Here is a 20861-nt window from a genome sequence, read left to right as displayed (position 1 = left end):
ATGGCCCGCAAGATGACCCGTGAAGAGCGGGAAGCGTTCCTCGCCGAGCCGCGCGTCGGCGTGCTGAGCGTCGCCGCCGAACCCGGACGCGCGCCGCTGACCACGCCGATCTGGTACCGCTACGAGCCGGGCGGGGACGTCATGGTGATGACGTCGCCCGGGCTGCGCAAGACCCGGCTGATCGAGGAAGCCGGCCGGTTCGCGCTGTGCGTGCAGGAGCAGGACGGCGTCTACAAGTACGTCTCGGTCGAGGGCCCGGTCGTCAAGACGTGGCCGATGACCAAGGCGGAACGGCACGAAGTGGCGGCCCGCTACCTGCCGCCGGGCGTCAGCGAGGCCTACACCGACGCGACCGATGCCAGCCACGGCAACAACATCGCCATCGTGATGCGCCCGGAACGCTGGAACACGTCCGACTTCAGCGACCTCGGCGAGCAGCTCGCCTGATCACCAGCAGATGATCAAGATGCACGTGACCTGGTGCGGCGGCGAAGTCGACGTCGTGGGCGGTGGCGGCGGCTGCTGACCACCGGCCGGGGTCGTCGTCGTGGCCGGGGCGGTCGTGGAGCCCGGCGCGCCGGCGGTCGGCGCGGTGGTCGCCGTCGCGGATTCGGTGCTGCTCTCGGTGTCCGACGGCCGGCCCGGCACCTCGGTGACGGTGCCCTCGTGCGTGCCGGGGACGACGACGTCGCCGCCGGTGCCGCCGCCGACCCCGCCGTCGTTCGGCGAGTCCGTCGCCTGGCCCGCGCCGCCGAGGCCGGTGGTGCGCTGCGGCATCGGGACGACCTGGATCTGGTCGACCGGCGCGGCGTCCTGGCGCACCTGACCGCTGCTGAACGCGACCAGCACCGCGGCGGCCCCGCAGCCGATGACGACGGCGAGCATCACCGCGACCACCCGCCACCGAGACTGCACCGGCCGGTCGCCCCAGCCCTCGCGCACGAGCAGCTCGGCGACCGATACCTCGTCGTTCACGGCCGTATTTTTACCGCACAAAGCACCCGAACGGGTGAGGTACCGGCAAAAATTCGTTACGTGCTGTGTGATCTGACGGTCAGTGACTATCCACAGGGGTTTCACAGCTGCGGTTGGGGAGAATCCCAGCATGCCCGGCGAAGCTGAAACCATGCTGCTGAAAGCCGAACCGCGGGTCCTCGACCTCGCTGGTCCGGCACGGCGCAACTGGCGACAGTTCGTCCGGTTCATCCCGAACCCGCGAGCGACGCCGTTCACCTTCGGCTATCTCGTCCTCCTGCTCGGCACGACCCTGCTGCTGCGGTTCGCCGACACGGACCTGACCGACCGGCTCCTCCGGCTGTCCAGCACCGACGCACACAACCTGTGGCGGCGACCGCTGACCTCGCTGCTGACCAGCGCGCTCTGGCTGGCGGACGAAGGCTGGCTCGTCTACGTCCTCATCTTCGCGATCGCCGTCGCGCCACTGGAACGCCGGTTCGGCATCCGCCGCGTGGCCACCGTGTTCTTCTCCGGCCACGTGCTCGCCACGCTCGTCACCGAGCTGCCGGTGATGGCTTTGATCAGCGCGCACGTCCTGCCGAGCTCGGCCGGGCACTGGCTCGACATCGGCGTCAGCTACGGCTTCTTCACCACGGCCGGCGCCCTGGTGCTCCTGCTCCGCGGCCGCACCCGGCTCCTCGCGCTGGCCGCGATGGAGACGTTCGTCGCGGTGATCTACCTCAGCGACGACCCCACGACCCTCGACTCGGTCGTCACGCTGCTCGGCCACGCCGTCGCCGCGCACTTCGGGCTGCTGTTCTGGGGCCCGCGGTTACGCCGCGCATCCGCAGGCCGGACGCGTATTCCGGCGGGTATGCACGGGCCGGAGTCGGTGGTGTAATCGACGGGCCACAGCCGAGCAGCATGGGGGACGGACGCACATGGAGGCAGACTCCCTCGCCGAGCTGGTCGAGCTGAGTCCGGACGCGATCTGCGTCCATGAGAACGGAGTCGTCACCTACGCCAACCGTGCCGCCTTGGACGCGTTCGCCGCCTGCTCCGCCGCCGAGGTCGTCGGCCGCCCGTTCACGGACTTCGTCGCCGAGGACTCCCGGCCCGCGCTGCTGGAGAAACTCGCGCTGCTGGCCGGGCCCGGCGCCGCCACCGAGCCCGTCGAAGCCTTGATGTCCCGGCTGGACGGCAGCAAGTTCGCCGTCGAGGCGCAGACCGTGCGCACGGCCGGGCCCGGCTACCAGGTCGTCATGCGTGACATCACCGCGAAGAAGGCGGCCGCCGACGCCCTCCGCTACCAGGCCGCGCTCGTGTCGCACGTCAGCGACGCCTTGATCGCGACCACCGGCGAAGGTGTCGTGACCAGCTGGAACCCGGCCGCGGAAACGGTGTACGGGTGGACCGCGGCCGAAGCCGTCGGACGCCGGGCGAGCGAGCTGGTCGGCGCGCCGCTGGAGCTGCGCCGCGGTGGCGTCGCCGAAGCCGTCCACCGGCGACGGGACGGGGCACCGCTGACGGTCCGCGTTTCGGCAGCTGAGATGAACGACGGCTGGGTGCTCGTCTGTGCCGACGAAACCGCGCGGCGGCGGGCCGAGCAGAACTACCGCACGGTCGTCGCGTCGCTCGACGAAGGCGTGCTGCTCATGGGGCCGACCGGGCTCGTCGAAGCGGCGAACCCGGCGGCGTGCCGGATCCTCGGCGCCGCCGAAGCCGACCTCATCGGCGTCCCGTGCCACTCGCTGGTGCTGTTCACTGAATCCGGGCAGTGGATCCCGCCGGACGAGATGCCGTCGGTGCGGACCCGGCGGACCGGGGTCAGCTACAACGGCCTCGTCGTGCGCCTGCGCCGGCCGGACGGCCGCGACGTCTGGGTGTCGCTGACCTCCCGGCTGCTCGACCCGGACGACCCGACGGTGGCCGCGGTCGTCACGTCGTTCACCGACATCAGCGAGACCCGCGCGATCAGCGCCCGGCTCGCGCACGACGCCACCCACGACCCGCTGACCCGGCTGGCGAACCGGACGCTGGTGCTCGACCGCCTCGACGTCCGGGGCCGCCGCGGCCCGGCGACCGTGCTGTTCCTCGACCTGGACAAGTTCAAGGTCATCAACGACTCCCTCGGGCACTCGGTCGGCGACCAGGTGCTGCGGATCGTCGGCGAGCGGCTGCGGCGCTCGTCGGGCCGCGCCGACCTGGTCGGGCGGCTCGGCGGCGACGAGTTCGTCATCGTGACCGACGAGGTCACCGAACCCGGCGAGGTCCGCGCACTGGCCGAGCACCTGCGGGCCGCGCTGGCCGAGCCGATCGGCGTGCTCGGCCGGCAGCTGCACCTCGACGCCAGCATCGGCGTCGTGCTCGTCGACGGCGCCGACCAGCGCAGCGCCGAAGACCTGCTGCGCGACGCGGATGTCGCGATGTACCAAGCGAAAACGCTCGGACGGGGGCGGCACCACTTCTTCGACGTCGGCCTGCGCGAACGGATGCAGCGCCGGCTGCGGATGGAACAGGACCTGCGCGACGCGGTCCACGAAGGTCAGCTCTGGCCCGCTTATCAGCCGGTGGTCGACCTGAAGACCGGCGAAATGGTGGCGGTAGAAGCGTTGCTGCGCTGGACACATCCCCGGCTCGGCCCGATCTCCCCGGCGGAGTTCATCCCGCTGGCCGAGGAGAGCGACCTGATCAACGTGATCGGCAAGGAGATGCTGCGCGCCACCACCCGCGAGCTCGCCTGGCGCCGCGACAACCAGGGCTTGGACCTGACGCTGAAGGTGAACCTTTCGACGCGGCAGCTCGACGACCCGCACCTGGTGCCCGCGGTCCAGGACGCGCTCGCGAGCACCGGGCTGCCCGCGGGCGCGCTCTGCCTGGAGGTCACCGAAAGCGCGTTGATGCGCGACCAGGAAGCGGCCGGGGAAGTGTTGGCAGCACTGCGATCCCTGGGCGTGCTGCTGGCGATCGACGACTTCGGCACGGGCTATTCGTCGCTCGCGCAGCTGCGCCGGCTGACGCTGGACACGCTCAAGATCGACCGCTCGTTCATCACCGGCATCGCCGAGTCACACGACGCCGAAGCGATCGTCACGAGCATCATCGCGATGGCCCACGCGGTAGACCTGACCGTGATCGCCGAAGGCGTCGAGACGGCGGAGCAGCTGGAACTGCTCCGCCGGCTCGGCTGCGACCAGGCGCAGGGATTCCACCTGGGCCGGCCGATCCCGGCGGACGAACTGTTCGGCAGCCGGTAGCCACTCGAGATCAAGCCTCGTGGATCACCTCGCGCACCTCGACGGCGGTGTACTGCGCGTCCGGGATCTTCCCGGCCAGCTCGACGGCCCGCTCCTCACTCTCGACGTCGACGACGTAGTAGCCGCAGAGGAAGGAGGCGGACTCGACGAAGGTGCCGTTCTCGACGCGCGGCACACCGTTCTCGACCCGGACGGTCCTGGTACCGGCGGGATCGACGAGCGCCTTGGTCTCGACCATCTCGCCGGAGTCGGTGACGAGCTTGATGAAGTCGCCGTGGCCTGCGTAGACGCCGTTCTTCTGGTCGTCGGTCAGGGTGCCCCAGAGGGCGGGGTTCATGTGCAGCGTGAGCAGGTATCGCATATCGGCTCCCCGTAGTGGGCGGCGGCCCGTTCTCGGGCTGCCTTCGCCGATGGGTCGACGCCGTTTGCCGCGTCCGGACATGGCCGTCCGGGGTTCACTCGTTCGGCCTAACGGGCACACTGCTGGGGTGGCGTACATCAGGTTCCAGAGCGCAGAGCCCAACTCCGAAGGCCGCCATCCCGGGTTCTTCGGCTTGATCAACGACCTGAGCCGGCCCGGCAACTGGTCGATCGGGCCGCCGGCTACCTCGAAATCCTCGACACCCACGGCGTCCGGTGCGAACGACTGGTTTCCCGGCAACCGCCGGGGCGGATCGTCTACGAGGACGCTGATCAGATCGTGGTCGTGCCGCGCTGATCGTCTCCGGCAGAATCGGGCCGTGGACACTGCTCCGTTCCCGTTCCGCGGCCGCGTCGTGTGGCTGACGCCCGAGCAAGGCGGGCGCACCTCCGGCCCGCCGCGCGCCGATGGCCGGTACGCCGCGAACGCCTTCGTGCCGCCGGAAACCGCTGACACCGGGCTCGCGTCGTTCGTGGTGCGAGGCGTCCCCACCGGCGAACTGACCTGGGCGGCCGAGGGACGCTGGCTGATCGTCGAGAACACCGGGCCCCAGCGGATCCGGCCGGGCACGGTGGTCGTGATCACCGAAGGACCCAAGCCCGTCGGGTACTTCCACGTCGAGGAAGCCGGGTAACGAAAAAACCGCCTCGACTGAGTCGAGACGGTCTTCGTGAGCGGTGGCCAGGGCCGGGGTCGAACCGGCGACCTTCCGCTTTTCAGGCGGACGCTCGTACCAACTGAGCTACCTGGCCGGGAACGCCGGCCTGGAGCCGAACGATCTTGCGACCCTGACGGGACTCGAACCCGCGACCTTCGCCGTGACAGGGCGACGCGCTAACCAACTGCGCCACAGGGCCTTGCGTACTGCTTTCGTTCCTTTACTACTGTACTGCGTACTCCCAACGGGATTCGAACCCGCGTTGCCGCCTTGAAAGGGCGGAGTCCTAGGCCGCTGGACGATGGGAGCCCGATCAGTTTCGGCTAACCGACCGACCGCGCTCTCAGGTTGTCCCCCGGGAGCGATTACAAGCATAGGGCACGCCACCACCCCTTTGCACCGGGGGTTCCTTAACCCCTCGACAAAGCCGGGACCTGCGCAAACTCCGCCAGCTCCGCCAGGCGACGGCCGAACTCGGCGCGCTCGGGCTCCGTCAGTGCCGACGTCAGCAGCTCGCCGACGCGCTCGTCGGTCAACGCCTCGGCTCGGTGCCAGCGATCACGCAGGTCCGGCTTGCGTGCCGCGGACGCCACGAGCTCGTCGGCCGCCTCCGCGGGCCACGCCGTGCGCAGCAGGCGCTCGCGGCCGCCCTCGGGGTCGGCCACCACCGCTTCCGGCACCGACAGGCCCACGGCCCGCAGCGCCGCGAAGTGCAGGCCGCCGCGCAGCTCGCGGAAGACCATCAGGGCGAAGCCCAGCCGTTCCGCGTCGCCCTCCGGGCGCGAGGCGTTCTTCCAGCCGGCGAAGAGCGCGAGGCCGCTCGCGTCCGCCGTGTCGACCACGCGGAACAACAGCTCCGCCAGGCGACCCGGCTCCGGTGCGGCCGAAAGGCTGACGCGGGACCAGCGCGCCGATGACTCCGCGTAGGCGCGGACCGCGGCGGGTGCGTCCAGGGCCGCCGTCGCCGGCGGCAGGACGAAGTCGAACAGCCAGTGCGGGAAGATGCCGAACAGCTCCGCGGCCACCTTCGGCGGGACGTCGCCGAGCACCGCCGAGCGGCCTCGCACGTACAGCGAACGCGGCGGCAGGCCCACCTCGGCTTCGACCGCCGCCAGCTCCGGCGACGTCATGAACCTGCCGCCCAGCACCTGCACCACCGGGCGGATCCGGTTCGCCAACCCGGCCGCTCCCTCGATCGCCAGCATGTCCGGCCCCTTTCGACGCAGCAAACGTAACACTGTTACGAAACCAGCGTCAAGGAACCTGCGAAGACCTGGGAATCATTGCCCAAAACGGGCGGCAACCTGCACGAACATCACCGGAAAGGCCCGGCGGCGACCACCTGGGCCGCCGGACCCGCCGACCACCTCACCGCTGGACCGGCGCCTGCCCGTCCTCGTCCAAGTTCAAGCCGAGCATCTCCAGCAGCTGGACGCAGTCGTCGACCCCCAGCGCACCGTTCGCCACGGCCAGCCGCGCCCGCCGGACCTGGTCGTCCGACACCCGCTGCGTATCAGCGGCACCACTGCGCTGCGCCGGCAAACCCCCGGCGAGCGCGGCACCACCCCCATCGGCACCTTCGTACCGAAGGAGGAACTCCCGCACTTCGACAGACCCGCTCATAGCCCCTCCACACGGCTCACAACAACTTGGCCGCGAGGCTAACCAGCGCCGGGCGCCACACACAGCCCCCCGGAGAGTGAACCTGAGGCCACGCTCCGCTCAACGCAGCGCAATCAGCACGCCCGAAGAACAACACCACCCGAACGAACGTCACCCCAGCGCAAAGTGACACCCCACGCGGAAATTTCCCGCTGCGCACTCGCCCAACCACGCAACTCGTGCAACAATCGAGGTGCTGACACACCCCCGGTCAGCGCCTGTGGAGATCCCCTCCGACCCCCGCGTTCCTCCCCCTGGCGCGGGGGTCCTCCATTTCTCGGGGGGCTTCGGGCTTCGCCCTTCGCCCCCGATCATTTCGGCGTATCTCCCGGGGGCCGAGCCCCCGGACCCCCACGGTGCGGTCGCCAGACTTCCAGCGTTTACCCGGTCACCTTTGCCGTCTTTGTTGCGTTGTTTCTTTGGGTGATCGACTCGTACTGTTAGTGACTGGTTGCTTTGCGTTTAGCTTGCTTTGGGCTGTTCAGGTGGGGGTTGGGCTGATCGGGTAAATAAAGGGGCGTGTCGTGGCTCACAGTGGTTTGTGTGGTGAGACCCAACCGTTATCGTGTGGCTCGTGCCCCTTCCCTCACTCGGCCGCTTAGGCAGCCGCACGAACCTCAAGGCAGTGTCCTCCGGGCGTCACCGCGGTGCCGCCAAGACCGCCGACGACGGTGTTGTCGAGGACAAGGAACTCACGAGCTACCTGGCCGCCCTGGCGCCTGATGCGGACAATGAGAGCACCGGGACCGGCAAGCGCTTCGGTGAGGCGCAGGTGTTCCAGCTGCGCATGAGCCTCATCGCCAGCAAGCAGCTCACCGACGTCGCCGAGGCCCGCGGCATCTCGCCCCAGGCCCTCGCTCAGGAGTGGATCCTCGAGCGGCTCAACTGGGAGGGGCAGGCCGCCTCCCTCCAGGACCAGCGGCAGGTCGGGGCCGAAGAGGTCACCGACCTCACCGACGAGTTCCACTTCCCCGCCGACGCGTTCGACGCGCCGGCCGTCGGACGGCGCTGACCAGCCCCGCGGCTCATGAGAAAGGGCCCCCAGCGGAAGCCGGGGGCCCTTCACTCAGGCCTTGAGAGACGCAAAGGGCCTGCGAGACTTGTTCAGCCGTCGCCCGCCGCAAAGGGCGTGCGCACGAACCAGCGGGTCTGTGTGCGGGGCGCGGTGGGCTGACCGGAACAAGCCTCGGTCTCAGATCGCGCGGACCTTCTGGGCCTGCGGGCCCTTCTGGCCCTGGCCGACCTCGAACTCCACTCGCTGGTTCTCCTCGAGGGTGCGGAAGCCGCGGCCCTCGATCTCCGAGTAGTGCACGAACACGTCGCCTTCTCCGCCGTCCTGCGCGATGAAGCCGAAGCCCTTCTCCGCGTTGAACCACTTCACAGTGCCTTGCGCCACCGCTGTTCTCCTCGTTGCACAGATCCGCTTCGAATGCCACCGAAGCGGCACCCCGGCCGTCCCGGGCGGTTCCAACGAGTCGAGTCAAGAGCGTGTCGGCTCCATGGCTCGCGTCAGAAGTTCCGCGAGTGTGAAGCCACGAACACGCAAAACGACGGCCTCCGAGCAGAGTACCGGGATCTGGCCAAAGTTGAACCCCGTGATCGAGGCGAAAAACGCCTGCACGGGCCAAGGTCACCGGAACGTCGTAGGGCTCCGCACCCGGTTCTGTCGGACCCACCGGTTAGTCTTGCGCGGCACATCGGCTCCGTGATCACCGGATACGGCTCGGAGTCGGTCGTGCCCCCTCTGTATAAGCCTCTCCGGGCGACTGTGACGCTCGTCACTCGAACACCGCTCAACGTTCGAGGTCCGCGAGGCGTCTCGTAAGAGGGGAAGCACCAAAGGGGCAAAGGGGATTGGCAGTGACGGTGAAGACTTCCACGCGGCGTCGGGGCGCGGCTGTGGTACTGGGCTTGGTCGCCGTGCTGGCGCTGGGGGCGTGCAGCAGTGAACCCACGGTGTCGGCGAGCGGGACGTCGGGCGGGGGCCCGACACCGGCGCCGGCGCCCGCCGCGCAGCCCGCGAAGCTGGCGGTGACACCGGCCGCGGGCGCGCAGGACGTCGCGCCCGGCGAGCCGGTCGGCGTCAAGGTCGACAGCGGCACGATCCTGTCGGTCACGCTGACCAACCCGGAGGGCAAGCAGGTCCAGGGGCAGACGTCGGCGGACAAGAAGACCTGGAACACCACCGAGCAGCTCGGCTACGGCAAGACCTACACCTGGTCCGGCCAGGCCGCGGGCGCCGACGGCAAGAACGTGCCCATCGGCGGCACGTTCACCACCGTCAAGCCGAAGCGGCAGACCCAGGCCAGCCTGAACGTCGGTGACGGCCAGACGTACGGCATCGCGATGCCGATCGCCCTGAGCTTCCCGAGCCGCGTCACCGACAAGGCCTCCGTCGAGAAGGCGCTTTCCGTCGAGACGACGCCGAAGACCGAGGGCTCCTGGGCCTGGCTGGACGGCGACACCTCGGTGCACTGGCGGCCGAAGGAGTACTTCAAGCCCAACACGCAGGTGAAGGTCAACGCCAAGATCTACGGCGTCAAGATCGGCGAAGGCGTGTACGGCAAGCAGGACGTGTCGGCCAGCTTCGCGATCGGGCGCTCGCAGATCGTCAAGGGCAACACCACGCAGCACACCATGCAGGTCATCCGGGACGGCCAGCAGATCGCGGACTACCCGGTGAGCTACGGCCTCGACTCCGACCCGGGCCGCGTCACCCACAGCGGCACGCACGTCGTGATGGGCAAGCAGTCCACCTACGCGATGAGCAACCCGAAGTACCACTACGAAAACGTCGTGGTGCCGTGGGCGGTCCGGATCTCCAACAACGGAGAGTTCATCCACGGCCTGGCCGCGTCGGTCTGGGCCCAGGGCAAGAAGAACATCTCGCACGGCTGCCTGAACCTGTCGCCCGCGCGCGCCAAGGAGTACTACGACGGCGTGCTCACCGGCGACCCGGTGGAGATCACCGGCAGCACCCAGACGCTGTCCGCCAAGGACGGCGACTACAGCGACTGGACCTACGACTGGGCGAGCTGGCAGAAGCTGTCGGCGCTCGCCGGCTGAGAAAGACCTTCGAGGAACACCGGGCGGCCGGGAAGTCCAGTGCGGACTTCCCGGCCGTTCGTGCTTTCCGCGAAACCCGGGAAATCCGATGCAACCCCGGCGAGCACCCACCGCATGACTACGGGCAGAGGCGCGGCGATCGACAGCCGCGTCCGCGAGAATGAGGAGCTGTCTTGCGTATCCGCATCGCCCTGTCCCTCGGCGCGCTCGTGCTCGCCGGTGGCGCCCTGACCGGTGGCATCGCCATGGCCGCCCCGTCGCCGACGGCACCGCCCCAGGCGACGACCCGGCCGGCCGAGCCGCCGACCCAGGCTCCGGTCCCGCCCCAGTCCACCCGCAAGCCCCTGCCGGCGCCGAGCGCCGTCCCGGCGACGACTAAGGCCCCGCGCGCCGAGCAGGCTCCGCGCGTCCCCCGCGCCGTCCCGGCCGGCCCGACCGGTGATCTGCACCTGCCGGCCATCGGGGTGACCCGGTAGTCAGGTGATCACCCGCTCCCGTCCGTCGACCGGGCCGGGCTCGCCGTGGGACGGCGAGTTCGCCCGGTACTTCGGCGAGCGCGCGCACAGCCTCCGGTCCACGGCGTACCTGCTCTGCGGTGACTGGCACCAAGCCGAAGACCTCACGCAGGCGGCCCTGATCAAGCTGTACCTCGCCTGGCCGAGGCTGTCGCGCCACGACACCCTGGACGCCTACGCCCGCAAGGTCGTGCTGCGCACGTTCCTCGCCGAGCACCGGCGCAGCAGGTGGAAACGGGAGCGGCTCACCGACACCCTGCCGGAGCTCCCGGCGGAAGCCGGGAGCGAGCAGGACACGCTGGTCCGGCAGGCTTTGGCCGTGCTGGCCCCCAAGCAACGCGCCGTGCTGGTGCTGCGGTACTTCGAGGACCTGAGCGTCGAGGAGACGGCGAAGGCGCTCGGCTGCAGCACCGGCACGGTGAAGAGCCAGTCCTCCCGGGGCCTGGCCACCCTGCGCAACCGGCTCGGCCCGCACTACACCGCGCTGACGTTCAGCGCACCCACGGAGGGGAGGTGACGAACGTGGACCCCGAAGACGACGTCCGCGTGATCCTGACCGGCGCGACCGGTGACACGCCGCCGATGCGGCTGGAAGCCGCCGACGTGATCGAACGCGGCGGCCGGATCCGGCAGCGGCGCAAGCGCCTGGCGGTCGTGGGCACTTCGACCGCGACGGCGGTGATCCTCGCGGTGGCCGGTTTCCTGGCCGGCCACCGCCTCGGGCCGCCGGACCCGGTGCAGCCCGCCGACCCCGGCCTGTCCACGATCGGCACCACCGCTCCCCCGTCGCCGCGGCCGATACCGTCCCAGGAGGAGGTGCCGGCGACGTCCATCGCGCCGCCGGAGGCCCAGCCGGGCCGCTCGGTGCCGAGCACGCAGCGGCCGTCGAGCCCGCCGGTCGCCGCGACCACCCGGAAGTCGAAGCAGCCCTCGTCGGTCTCGCTGCCGCCGCCGTCCGCGAACCCGACCGAGACGGCCCCGGAAGCACCGCGGACGACGTCTCGCTGACCCACTACGCACGTGTGCCCCGCCCGGTGATCCGGACGGGGCACACGTATTTCGAGGCGCGGGACCGCTCAACGCTGAGCGGACGCGCCGGTCAGGGACTTGCCGCCCCCGCTGTCCTCGGTGTCGATCTGCTCGATCGGCACCTGTGACGTCTCCGGGATCTTGATGATCGGGATGATCGCGATCAGGGCCGCCGCCATCAGGTAGTACGCCGGCCAGTCCGGGTTGCCGGTGCTCTGGATCAACGCCGTCACGATGACACCGCAGGTACCACCGAACAGCGACGTCGAGATGTTGTAGCCGATCGCGAACGAGCCGTACCGGACGCGGGTCGGGAACATCGCCGGGAACGTCGAGCCGATCACCGCGAGCATCAGCACCAGCAGGATCGCCACGATCAGGAACCCGACGAAGAGCCACAGGATGCTGCCGGACTGCATCAGCTTGAGCGACGGCCAGCTCAGCACCAGGAACCCGATGGCCGCGGTGAGCAGCAGCGGCTTCCGGCCTATCTTGTCGGACAGCGCGCCGAGCGGCACGATGATCGCCATCTGCAGGACCTCGACCGCGATGATGATCAGCGTCGACGTGTTGTCGTTGATCTTCAGCGTTTCCGTGAAGTACGTCGGCATCGTGGTCAGCAGCAGGTAGTCCGCGACGTTCAGCAGCAGCACGATGCCGATCAGGTTGAGGATCATCCGCCAGTTGCGGGTGAAGATCTCCTTGAGCGGCGCCTTGCGCGGCTTCTCGCCCGAGGCCTCCAGCCGGCGGAACTCGGGGGTGTCCTCGAGCTTGTTCCGCAGGTAGAGCCCGACCAGGCCCAGCGGCAGCGCGACGAAGAACGGGATCCGCCAGCCCCAGGCGTCGACCTGGTCGGCCGACAGCGAGAGCGTCACGGCGAGCACCACGAGGTTGCCGAGCACGTACCCGGCGAGCGTCCCCAGTTCGAGGAAGCTGCCGAAGAAGCCCCGGCGTTTCGTCGGCGAGTACTCGGCGATGAACGTCGCCGCGCCGCCGTACTCACCGCCGGTGGAGAAGCCCTGGATGATGCGCAGGAGCAGGATGGCGATCGGGGCCGCGATGCCCATGCTGTAGCCGCCGGAGTACGTCGGCAGGACGCCCACCAGGAACGTGCAGCCCGACATCAGCAGGATCGTGATGGCCAGGACCTTCTGGCGGCCGATCTTGTCCCCGAGCGGGCCGAAGAACGCCCCGCCGAACGGCCGCACGATGAACCCGACCGCCAGCAGGGCCAGTGACTTGAGCACGGCGTTGCCGTCGCCGGGGAAGAACTCCGAGCCGATGCTGACGGCGATCGCGCCCGAGGTGAAGACGCCGTAGTCGTACCACTCGGTGGCGTTGCCCATCGCGGACGCCCACACGGCGCGCTTGACGGTTCTCTCGTCCACTTCCGGTTTGCCCGTCGTAGCTGCTGGTTCGCTCATGCCGGCGACGACCTCCTCCGTAGCGTGCCCGTTGGGCCGTTCGAGCTCATCCAGCCAGTCTCGACCGGTTGCCGCAGGTCGGCAGTCTGAGCCGGGGAATCTCTACAGTGGGGAACTTTCCGGCTACTGAGAGGTGTAGGTTGCCCGGTCACGTCGCGGGCCGGACGAAGCGGACGACTACCCGCGAGTTAACGTCAGCGCATGAGTCGTGTTTCTCAACCCTGGCCGCCGGTACCGGTGGAGCCGGCGGTCCCGCACCCCAAGGCGCCGGAACCCGGCACCGAGCTGGGCGTGCACTTCGGCGAGTGCTTCGGCTGCGGTGACGAGGCCGACGCCGGGCTGCACCTGCGCTCGACCGTCGGTGAGGGCCAGGTCGTGCACTCGCGGTTCACCGTCACCGCGGCCCACCAGGGCGCGCCCGGGCTCGCCCACGGCGGCCTCCTGGCCTGCGCGTTCGACGAGGCGCTCGGCTCGACGGTGGGCAACCTGATGCGCCGCCCGGCGGTCACCGGGAAGCTGGAGACGGACTTCCGCCGCCCGGTGCCGGTCGGCTCGACGCTGTTCATCACCGCGCACCTCGACGGCATCGCCGGCCGCAAGATCTACGTCAGCGCGGACGGCCGCCTCGACGCCGAGGACGGCCCGATCGCGGTGAGCGCCCGCGCGCTGTTCATCGTGGTGGGCTTCGACCACTTCTCCAACCACGGCGACCCGCAGGCGCTGGAGAAGCTGGCCGCGCAGCACGAGAAGAACCAGCGCGAACGCGGCGACTGGGAGATCAACCCCTGACGCGTCACTCTCCCGGAGAAAGTGCCCCGTACGTATCTTTCCCGGCGAAAGTGACGCGTCAGGTGAGGGTGCGGGGGCGGATGGCGTTCGCCTTGTCCACCAGCTCCACGCGCTGCTCGACCGTCGCCGCCAGGCGGGCCAGGGCCCGGTAGCAGCGCTCCAGGCCGAAGCGCAGCTCGCGCTCTTCCAGCGGGCAGCCCAGCACTCGCGCTCCCGGCGTCGGCGGGCCCTGGCGAGGGCCGCGAAGCCACTCGTACGCGGCTTCGAGCACGCCGGCCGAGAGGCTCGTGCGGCGCTCGGCGTCCAGGCGGAGGCGCTCCAGCCGGGCCGACGCGTCGAGCAGGTCGTGCTCGGCGACCAGCGCCTCCTTGCCCGCCGCCCGGGTCGCGGTCGTCTTGATCTTGATCGCCGCGACCTGCGCGTCGACGTAGTGCGTCGACGACGACGGCACCATCTCGAGCACCTCGACCGCGCTGGTCCGCGCGCCCTGCGCGAGGTACACCCGGGCCAGGCCGAACGCGGCGCTGACGTAGCTGCGGTCCGTGCGCCAGACCAGTTCGTAGAACCGCGCGGCCGCGAAGTAGTCGCCGACGCCTTCGGCGCTGACGCCCAGCGCCAGCTTCGGCGCGATCTCGCCCGGCAGGTCGTCGTACACCGCTTCGAACGCGACGTGCGCGACGCGCGAGCGGCCGCCCGCCAGCTCGATCAGGCCGCGGTACCAGTCGATCCGCCAGTCGTGCGGGAAACCGTTCTTGATGGCCAGGTACTGCGCCGCCTGCAGCTGCCGCTGCGCCTCCGACAGCTCGCCCAGCTCGATCCGGGCGCGGACGATCCGCAGGCGCACCTCGATCGACTCCCGGGGCGCGCCGGCCAGCGCTTCGATCGCGCCACGCGGCTCGAGCGACGTCGTCGTGGCGAGCACACCCGCCGCCGGGTCGTCCGTGTCGACCTGTGGGATCGGCAGGCCGGCGACGACCTCGGCCGCGCCGGGCAGCGGCACGCTCCCGCCGGCCTCCGGCACCACCAGCTGCACGCCGAACGTGCGGCTCTCCGGGCCGAACACCGTGGACGCGCCGGGTCGCGGCTTGCCGGTGCCGAGCGCCATGATCTCGCGCAGCACGCCGGTGAGCTGGTCGGCCATCTCCTCGGCGGAGAGGAACCGCCGGTCCGGGTCGGCGTGCGTCGCGCGCTTCAGGAACCGGTGGTACGAGCCGAACAACGCGAACAGCGGGACCGCGTCCGACCCGGGCAGCGTCGTCTTGAACTTGCTGGTGTAGCCGGTGAACTCGAAGCTCAGCACGGCGAGCGTGCGCCCGACGGTGAACAGGTCCGACGCGATCGACGCGCCCTGCGTCGCCAGTTCCGGTGCGCTGTAACCGGTCGTGAAGAACAGCGGGCTCTCGTAGTCGTCGAGCCGCCGGACCGCGCCCAGGTCGATCAGCTTCAGCTGCTCGTTGGTCTGGATCACGTTGTCCGGCTTGAGGTCGCAGTAGAGCAGGCCCTGGCTGTGCAGATAACCCATGGCGGGCAGGATCTCCAGCCCGTACGCCAGCACCTGGCCGATCGGCAGCGGCTCCGGGCGCCGGCTTTCCCGGTGGTGCGCCAGCGCGAGCTGCCGCAGCGACTGGCCGCCGATGTACTCCATCACGATGTAGCCGACGGTCGTGCCGCTCTGGCGGTCCGGGTGCTGCACGAAGTTGTGGATCTTGACGATGTTCGGGTGCTCGACCTCGGCCAGGAAGCGCTGTTCGTTGGCCGCGGCCGCCATCGCCGTCGCGTCGCCGGTGTCGATCAGTCCTTTGAGGACGACCCAGCGGTCGGACACGTTGTGGTCCTGTGCCAGGTAGATCCAGCCCAGGCCGCCGTACGCGATCGCGCCGAGGACCTCGTACTGCCCACCGACCAGCTCGTTCGGCTGCAGCTTCGGCACGAACGAGAACGACGTGCCGCAGTTCTCGCACTTTCCTTCCGCGGCACCGGGTTTGCCGTCCTTGCCGCGGCCGACCTTCGCGCTGCAGCTGCCGCAGAAGCGCTTTTCCTCCGACACCATCGGGTTCGTCAGCACGGCGGACGCCGGGTCGCGCGCCGGGACCGGCGGGACCTCGACCAGGCCGGCGCCGAGCCGGCCGCGGCGCGAACGGGACGTGCGCGACGACGTCCGCCGCGAAGTGCCGGGGAACGGCCCGGAGCCGGAAACCGCGGCGCTGCCACTGCCGGTACCCGTGCCCGTTCCGGTGCCCGTGTGCCGGCCGTCGCTGCTGCGCTCGGGCAGCACGCTCTCGGTGCCCGGGTCCGGCAGCGCGCCCGGTCCGGGCTCCGGCCGCGGGGCCGGCGGCATGATGCTCTGGGTCTCCGGGGTCGGCACCGCGAGCACGCTCGTCGGCTGCGGCGCGTTCGGATCCACCCGGACGGCCTGCGTCGGCTCCACCGAAGGCGCGACCGGCGGGAGCGGCGGCGTGCCGGGCGGCGGGGTCACCGGGCTCATCCGGCCCGGCGGCCGGGTCGGGTCGTCCGCGCCCGGGATCTGCCCGCGCACGAAGGAGGACGACTGGCCACGCGGCGGCGTCGGCGCTGTCGGCGGACGCCGGACCGGGGCGCGGAAGACGGTGCGCTCGGCGGCGGGCGGTTCGGTGTCGTCGAGGCGGCCGGAGATCGACGGCTCCGGCGTCTCCCACCGCACCGGTGGCGGCGGCTGCCAGCTCGGCGCGGCCACCTGCGGCTCGTCGTCCGGCGCGGCGTGCCGAGGACGGCGCGGCTCCTCAGACACTGCTACCTCCCAGATCCCCGACGACGTACGAGGACCGATCCTAGCCGCGAGCGGCTCACTGGTACTGCGGCGACGGCGGCGACGCCGGCCCCAGCGAGGGCTCCACCCATTTGCGGTAGCTGTCCTGCCAAGCGCCGCTGTTGCGGATGTTGTCGAGCACGGCGTTGACGTACTTGACCATGTCCGTGTTGTCCTTCGGCACGCCGATGCCGTAGTCCTCTTCGGTGAACTGGTCGCCCACGACCTGCAGCGTCGGGTCCTGCGCGGCCATCCCGGCGAGGATGGTGTCGTCGGTCGAGACGGCTTCGACCTGGCCCTGCTGGAGCATCACCAGGCAGTCCGACCAGTTGTCCACCGACACCGGCACCGGCTTCGCGGGGTCCGTCGCGATCTTCGCCAGCGACGTCGACTTCTTCGTCGCGCACACCCTCTTGCCACTCAGGTCGGCCAGCTTGGTCACCTTCGACTCCTTGGTGACGAGGATCCGCTGACCGGCCTTGTAGTACACGGAGGAGAACTGCACCTTCGCCTTGCGCGCGCAGGTGATGCTGTAGGTCCGAACCACGATGTCGACCTGGCCCTGCGTCAGGACGTCTTCGCGCTGCGACGACGGGATCGCGCGGAACTGCACGCGCCCTTCCGGCGCGCCGAAGATCGCCCGGGCGATCTCGTTGACCATGTCGATGTCGAAGCCCTCGATGTTGCCCGTGGTCGGGTTGCGGAACCCGAACAGGTACGTCGTCTGGTCGACGCCGGCGATCAGCTTCCCGCGTTCCTTGATCTTCGCCATGGTCGAGCCGTCGGCGATGGACGTCCCGCTCGGCGCGAGGCTGGCCTGCGGGTTGCAGCTGGTGTCGGTGCCGCCGCCGGCCGTCGAGTCCGGGCCGCCGACGTGCGCGGGCTGCGGCCAGGCCGCGTTGCTCACCGGCGCCGGGTCGACCGGTTTCCCGGGGCTCCCGCAGGCCGCCGTCAGCATCGCGACGACCGCCAGCGCGCCGATCCGGACCGTGTAACCCCGCCTGCTCACCGGTACTCCCTCAGTCGCTCCCGGATTCCCATGGTGGCCCCCGCCGCGGCGACGATCGCCAGCACGGCCAGGCCCGGCGCGAGGAGCGTCAGCGCGCTGTCGCCGCCGTGGGTGCTGTCGAGGAACTCCTGCCGCCCGACGTCGATCGCGTCCTGGAGGGCGTCGTCGAGCCGCCGGAACGCCGGGGCCGAGCCGTCGGTCTTGTCCTCCAGCACAGCGAAGTCGACGGCTTCCTGGTACTGCCCGGAGTCGTCCTGGGACCGGACCGTCTTGTGCGCCTTGAACCAGTCGTTCGCGGCCTTCGTCGCGTCGACGACCTTCGCGGCGCCGTCGCCGTCGGAGATCAGGCTGCGGGCTTCGCCGAGCAGGCCGCCTTGGCCGTCGGTCCCGGCCAGCTGGACGGCGTTGGTGCCGAAGTCCTTTTCGTAGGCCGCGCCGTCGCCGCGGGCGACCAGCGTCAGCGTCTCGTCCGCGCGGGCCTGCAGCGCGGCGATCCGCGCGCGCACGAGGACGTCGACGCGGTGCGAGCCGTCGTCCTGCCCGGCGCCGACCAGGCTGCCCTGCACGACCAGCGCGACCGCGCCCCACAGCAGCGACAGCACGACCGCGACCGTCGCGACGACGAGCCCGACGTTGAGCAGCCGGTTCGTCCGCCGCGTCAGGTAGATCTGGGCGACGACGAGCGCGGCGAGCAGCGCGACGACCAGGATCGTGGCGAGCCACGGGAAGCCGGTGGCGCTGTCCTGCTCCTCGATCAGCTTCTCGGTGTCGACGCGGTAGAGGTCCTGGGCGGCGGGCAGGATCTTCGCCCGCATCAGCTCGGACGCCTCGCGCAGGTAGGACGCGCCGACCGGGTAGCCGAGCCGGTTGTTCGACCGCGCCGTCTCGACCAGGCCGGTGTAGACGGGCAGCTGCTGGTTCAGGACGTCGACCGGACCGGCGGCGTCGGCGACGTCACCGGAGTCCGAAGCGGCCTTCGCGAGCGCCGCGCCGGCCTCGGCGATGTCACGCTCGTAGCGCTGGCGGAGTTCGGGCGGCTCGGTGCCGATGGAGAGGAACGCGCTCGCCGCGGTCGCGTCCGCGTCGGACAGCGAGCGGTAGACCTGCTGGGACGCGGCGGCGAGGGGTTCGCGGTGGTCGATGACGCCGGTGATCGTGTCGTCGCGGTTCTGCACCGACAGCGTCGCGACGAGCCCGGCGACCAGGGCCAGCAGCACCAGCCCGACGGCGATGACGGTGAGCCGGCCGGGTGTGGTCGCGGCGGACCGGATGATCGCGCGTATCCCCTGGCCAGGCAGGTCCAGCAGGCCCAGGAAGCCGCTGCGGCCCCCGGCCCGGTCGCGGCCCTCCGGCGCCGGCGGTGGCTTCGGCGGCGCGGGTCCGGACGCGGGCGCCGGGGGACCCGGCGCCGTCGCAGTGCTGGTCATCCCCGATTCCTCCCCATGAGCCGTACCCGCAGAAAGGTAGCCGAGTCGCCGTGCGCGCAGCCACCGGCACCGCCCGCTGTCATCAGCACGTGATCTCAGAGGTGATGGGCGAGCGCATAGCGGACGGCCTCCGCGCGGTGCCGGGCGCCGATCTTCGCGAAGGCGTTGTTGATGTGGGTTTTGACGGTCGTCTCGCCGATGAACAGCTCGCCCGCGATCTCCGCGTTCGTCAGGCCCCGCGCGATCAGCCCGAGGACTTCGCCTTCGCGGGCGGTCAGGCCGTCCGGCAGCTCGGCTTTGGCACGCGACGCGGGCCGGCCGTCGAGCGCGGCGACGAGCCGGTCGGAGACCGCCGCGGTGAAGATCGCCTGCCCGGCGGCCGCGGAGCGCAGCGCGGCGGCGATCTCGGTGCGGCCGGCGTCCTTGGTCAGGTAGCCGCGGGCCCCGGCACGCAGCGCGTCCGCGATCGACGTGTCGTCGGCGTAGGTCGTCAGCACGACGACGGCGGTGCCGGGGTGGTCGCGCCGGATCAGCCGGGTCGCGGCGACGCCGTCCAGCTCCGGCATCCGCAGGTCCATCAGCACGACGTCGGCGGGGTGCGTGGCCAGCGTTTCGACGGCTTCGCGGCCGTTGCCCGCCGAGGCCACGACCGTGATGTCGTCGAGCAGGCCGAGCAGCGCGACCAGGCCTTCGCGGACGGCTTGCTGGTCGTCCGCCACGACCACCCTGATCAACTCCGCACCTCCGCGAGCACACGCCACCGGCCGGCTTCCGGGCCCGACGCCAGGCTGCCACCGGCGAGCGCGAGCCGCTCGCGCATCCCGGCCAGCCCGAAACCTTCACCTGTTCGAGTGAAGTCGCTCGTCGTGTTGACGACGTCCAGCCGCACGACGTCTGGTTCGTACGTCAACCGCATCCGGACGTCCGCACCGGGCGCGTGCTTGCCCGCGTTCGTCAGCGCTTCGCGCGCGGTGCCGACCAGCGCGACGACGGCCGCCGACGGCAGCGGCCGGGAGGCGCCTTCGGCGGCGAAAGCCACGGAAACCCCGTGGTCACGGGCGTGCGCGGCCGCCACCGCGGCGAGCGCGTCGGCCAGCGGCAGGACGTCCCGGCGCAGCGCGGCGACGGCGTCGCGGGCCTCGGCCAGGCCGTCGTTGGCGAGCCGCCGGGACCGCCGGACGGTCGCGAGCGCACCGTCCACATCGGACTTCTCGGCCAGCAGCACCTCGGCCAGCTCGAGCTGGACACCCAGCGCCCCCAGCGAATGCGCGAGGACGTCGTGCAGCTCGCGCGCGATCCGGGTGCGTTCGTCGAGCGCGGCGGCGCGGGAGTGCTCGGCCTGCGCGAGCCGCGTCTGCTCCAGCAGCGCTTCCGCCTGTTTCGCCTGCACTTCGTACTGCCGCCGGTTGAGGCCGAGCAGCACGAGCAGGAGCATCACGCCCAGGTCGACGAGCCCGAGGCTCCTCCCGGCGACGGCGTACGACGTCACCGCCAGCGCGACGTCGGCCACGCCGACGGCGACGATCGCCGCGACACCCACCGTGACCAGCGTCGCGAGCCGGCCCAGCGCCACGACGGACAGGACGATCGCGGACGAGTCCCCCGCCCACCCGAGCACGGCCGCCGGCACCGCACTGGCCACCGCGAGCAGCACCGCCGCCGTCCGCGGCAGCCGGTACGCCAGGACGACGAACCCGAGCCAGCACGCGGCGGAGACGCCGTAACCGGCCCAGATCCGCGGGTCCGGCTCGCGCGCGGTCAGCAGGATCGCCGCGACGAAGAGCGTGCCGAGCGTCTGCACCACCAGCCAGCTGGGCGCGATGGTGTCCGGCAGCAGCGGCCGCTTCGGCAACGCTCCCCCC

21 protein-coding genes and 3 tRNA genes are annotated in these 20861 nt (G+C 70.8%); 10 read left to right on the top strand and 14 right to left on the bottom strand.

The genetic code is table 11. The annotated features are described in order from the left end of the window. The gene (locus tag OHS58_RS39480; RefSeq protein WP_328645778.1) at nt 1-447 is read left to right on the top strand and encodes a pyridoxamine 5'-phosphate oxidase family protein; all 447 of its coding nucleotides are present in this window, start codon (nt 1-3) and stop codon (nt 445-447) included. Here OHS58_RS39480 and OHS58_RS39475 read toward each other — a convergent pair whose 3' ends face one another. Next, a complete protein-coding gene (locus OHS58_RS39475) occupies nt 448-975 on the bottom strand; it encodes a hypothetical protein (RefSeq protein WP_328645777.1) in 528 nt (175 codons plus the stop codon). A 130-nt stretch (nt 976-1105) separates the two neighbouring features. Between OHS58_RS39475 and OHS58_RS39470 the strand changes: the two genes are divergently transcribed. Both OHS58_RS39470 and OHS58_RS39465 read left to right on the top strand, forming a co-directional pair. Then, nucleotides 1106-1858, top strand: coding sequence for a rhomboid-like protein (locus tag OHS58_RS39470; RefSeq protein WP_328645776.1), 753 nt, complete (start codon nt 1106-1108; stop codon nt 1856-1858). A gap of 40 nt (nt 1859-1898) precedes the next feature. Beyond that, entirely contained in the window at nt 1899-4214 is a 2316-nt protein-coding gene (locus OHS58_RS39465) for a sensor domain-containing protein (protein WP_328645775.1), read from the top strand. A gap of 10 nt (nt 4215-4224) precedes the next feature. Here OHS58_RS39465 and OHS58_RS39460 read toward each other — a convergent pair whose 3' ends face one another. Continuing rightward, nucleotides 4225-4575, bottom strand: a complete 351-nt coding sequence (locus OHS58_RS39460) for a YciI family protein (protein ID WP_328645774.1) — start codon at nt 4573-4575, stop codon at nt 4225-4227. Between the two features lie 379 nt (nt 4576-4954). Here OHS58_RS39460 and OHS58_RS39455 point away from each other — a divergent pair, with 379 nt between their 5' ends. Next, a complete protein-coding gene (locus tag OHS58_RS39455; RefSeq protein ID WP_326945798.1) occupies nt 4955-5269 on the top strand; it encodes a hypothetical protein in 315 nt (104 codons plus the stop codon). A gap of 44 nt (nt 5270-5313) precedes the next feature. Here OHS58_RS39455 and OHS58_RS39450 read toward each other — a convergent pair. From OHS58_RS39450 to OHS58_RS39430, 5 genes are all read right to left on the bottom strand, one after another. Beyond that, nucleotides 5314-5387, bottom strand: a tRNA-Phe gene (locus OHS58_RS39450). 31 nt (nt 5388-5418) lie between these two features. Continuing rightward, a tRNA-Asp gene (locus tag OHS58_RS39445) sits at nt 5419-5492 on the bottom strand. A gap of 37 nt (nt 5493-5529) precedes the next feature. Then, nucleotides 5530-5602, bottom strand: a tRNA-Glu gene (locus tag OHS58_RS39440). 101 nt (nt 5603-5703) lie between these two features. Beyond that, nucleotides 5704-6498 (bottom strand): SCO6745 family protein, encoded by a 795-nt coding sequence (locus tag OHS58_RS39435; protein ID WP_328645773.1) that lies wholly within the window; start codon nt 6496-6498, stop codon nt 5704-5706. Between the two features lie 163 nt (nt 6499-6661). Further along, nucleotides 6662-6916, bottom strand: coding sequence for a hypothetical protein (locus tag OHS58_RS39430; RefSeq protein WP_247060133.1), 255 nt, complete (start codon nt 6914-6916; stop codon nt 6662-6664). Nucleotides 6917-7529: 613 nt separating this feature from the next. Between OHS58_RS39430 and OHS58_RS39425 the strand changes: the two genes are divergently transcribed. Then, entirely contained in the window at nt 7530-7967 is a 438-nt protein-coding gene (locus OHS58_RS39425; RefSeq protein ID WP_326945766.1) for a hypothetical protein, read from the top strand. A gap of 180 nt (nt 7968-8147) precedes the next feature. Here the strand turns inward: OHS58_RS39425 and OHS58_RS39420 are convergent, their stop codons facing one another. Beyond that, nucleotides 8148-8351, bottom strand: a complete 204-nt coding sequence (locus OHS58_RS39420; RefSeq protein ID WP_003097368.1) for a cold-shock protein — start codon at nt 8349-8351, stop codon at nt 8148-8150. Between the two features lie 470 nt (nt 8352-8821). Here OHS58_RS39420 and OHS58_RS39415 point away from each other — a divergent pair, with 470 nt between their 5' ends. The 4 genes from OHS58_RS39415 (at nt 8822) to OHS58_RS39400 (ending at nt 11544) form a co-directional block, all read left to right on the top strand. After that, nucleotides 8822-10021: a L,D-transpeptidase gene (locus OHS58_RS39415; protein ID WP_328645772.1), complete on the top strand. Its 1200-nt coding sequence runs from the start codon at nt 8822-8824 to the stop codon at nt 10019-10021. Nucleotides 10022-10194: 173 nt separating this feature from the next. Further along, the gene (locus OHS58_RS39410; RefSeq protein ID WP_328645771.1) at nt 10195-10497 is read left to right on the top strand and encodes a hypothetical protein; all 303 of its coding nucleotides are present in this window, start codon (nt 10195-10197) and stop codon (nt 10495-10497) included. 7 nt (nt 10498-10504) lie between these two features. Next, nucleotides 10505-11053 carry a SigE family RNA polymerase sigma factor gene (locus tag OHS58_RS39405; RefSeq protein ID WP_442875575.1) on the top strand — a complete coding sequence of 183 codons (549 nt, stop codon included), beginning with the start codon at nt 10505-10507 and terminating at the stop codon, nt 11051-11053. Then, nucleotides 11050-11544: a hypothetical protein gene (locus OHS58_RS39400; protein WP_326945764.1), complete on the top strand. Its 495-nt coding sequence runs from the start codon at nt 11050-11052 to the stop codon at nt 11542-11544. The genes OHS58_RS39405 and OHS58_RS39400 overlap by 4 nt, the downstream gene beginning before the upstream one ends. Nucleotides 11545-11612: 68 nt before the next feature. On the opposite strand, the gene OHS58_RS39395 is transcribed toward OHS58_RS39400, so the two are convergent. After that, nucleotides 11613-12989, bottom strand: coding sequence for an MFS transporter (locus OHS58_RS39395; RefSeq protein WP_371827614.1), 1377 nt, complete (start codon nt 12987-12989; stop codon nt 11613-11615). Nucleotides 12990-13190: 201 nt separating this feature from the next. Here OHS58_RS39395 and OHS58_RS39390 point away from each other — a divergent pair, with 201 nt between their 5' ends. Further along, complete coding sequence (locus tag OHS58_RS39390) at nt 13191-13778, top strand: PaaI family thioesterase (RefSeq protein ID WP_326945763.1); 588 nt, start codon at nt 13191-13193, stop codon at nt 13776-13778. Nucleotides 13779-13836: 58 nt separating this feature from the next. Here OHS58_RS39390 and OHS58_RS39385 read toward each other — a convergent pair whose 3' ends face one another. From OHS58_RS39385 to OHS58_RS39365, 5 genes are all read right to left on the bottom strand, one after another. Then, nucleotides 13837-16545: a serine/threonine-protein kinase gene (locus OHS58_RS39385; protein WP_328645769.1), complete on the bottom strand. Its 2709-nt coding sequence runs from the start codon at nt 16543-16545 to the stop codon at nt 13837-13839. Nucleotides 16546-16600: 55 nt separating this feature from the next. Beyond that, nucleotides 16601-17521, bottom strand: a complete 921-nt coding sequence (locus tag OHS58_RS39380) for a glutamate ABC transporter substrate-binding protein (RefSeq protein ID WP_326951739.1) — start codon at nt 17519-17521, stop codon at nt 16601-16603. 47 nt (nt 17522-17568) lie between these two features. Then, nucleotides 17569-18999: a hypothetical protein gene (locus tag OHS58_RS39375; protein ID WP_326945761.1), complete on the bottom strand. Its 1431-nt coding sequence runs from the start codon at nt 18997-18999 to the stop codon at nt 17569-17571. Nucleotides 19000-19094: 95 nt separating this feature from the next. Next, on the bottom strand, nt 19095-19733 hold the full coding sequence (locus tag OHS58_RS39370) for a response regulator transcription factor (protein ID WP_328645768.1): 639 nt from the start codon (nt 19731-19733) through the stop codon (nt 19095-19097). Then, entirely contained in the window at nt 19730-20851 is a 1122-nt protein-coding gene (locus tag OHS58_RS39365; protein ID WP_328645767.1) for a sensor histidine kinase, read from the bottom strand. The genes OHS58_RS39370 and OHS58_RS39365 overlap by 4 nt, the downstream gene beginning before the upstream one ends. Between the last annotated feature and the right edge of the window lie 10 nt (nt 20852-20861).

The sequence above is a fragment of the Amycolatopsis sp. NBC_00348 genome (assembly GCF_036114655.1).
Taxonomy (GTDB): Bacteria; Actinomycetota; Actinomycetes; order Mycobacteriales; family Pseudonocardiaceae; genus Amycolatopsis.
The sequence above is the reverse complement of the archived record's forward strand: the minus strand, read 5'-3'. Positions and strand labels throughout refer to the sequence as shown.

What these genes read in the sequence shown, in the direction of transcription:
- OHS58_RS39435 (WP_328645773.1), bottom strand. Translation starts at nt 6,498, where the DNA reads ATGCTGGCGATCGAGGGAGCGGCCGGGTTGGCGAACCGGATCCGCCCG.
- OHS58_RS39390 (WP_326945763.1), top strand. Translation starts at nt 13,191, where the DNA reads ATGAGTCGTGTTTCTCAACCCTGGCCGCCGGTACCGGTGGAGCCGGCG.
- OHS58_RS39465 (WP_328645775.1), top strand. Translation starts at nt 1,899, where the DNA reads ATGGAGGCAGACTCCCTCGCCGAGCTGGTCGAGCTGAGTCCGGACGCG.
- OHS58_RS39480 (WP_328645778.1), top strand. Translation starts at nt 1, where the DNA reads ATGGCCCGCAAGATGACCCGTGAAGAGCGGGAAGCGTTCCTCGCCGAG.
- OHS58_RS39395 (WP_371827614.1), bottom strand. Translation starts at nt 12,989, where the DNA reads ATGAGCGAACCAGCAGCTACGACGGGCAAACCGGAAGTGGACGAGAGA.
- OHS58_RS39380 (WP_326951739.1), bottom strand. Translation starts at nt 17,521, where the DNA reads ATGCTGACGGCGGCCTGCGGGAGCCCCGGGAAACCGGTCGACCCGGCG.
- OHS58_RS39470 (WP_328645776.1), top strand. Translation starts at nt 1,106, where the DNA reads ATGCCCGGCGAAGCTGAAACCATGCTGCTGAAAGCCGAACCGCGGGTC.
- OHS58_RS39430 (WP_247060133.1), bottom strand. Translation starts at nt 6,916, where the DNA reads ATGAGCGGGTCTGTCGAAGTGCGGGAGTTCCTCCTTCGGTACGAAGGT.
- OHS58_RS39460 (WP_328645774.1), bottom strand. Translation starts at nt 4,575, where the DNA reads ATGCGATACCTGCTCACGCTGCACATGAACCCCGCCCTCTGGGGCACC.
- OHS58_RS39375 (WP_326945761.1), bottom strand. Translation starts at nt 18,999, where the DNA reads ATGACCAGCACTGCGACGGCGCCGGGTCCCCCGGCGCCCGCGTCCGGA.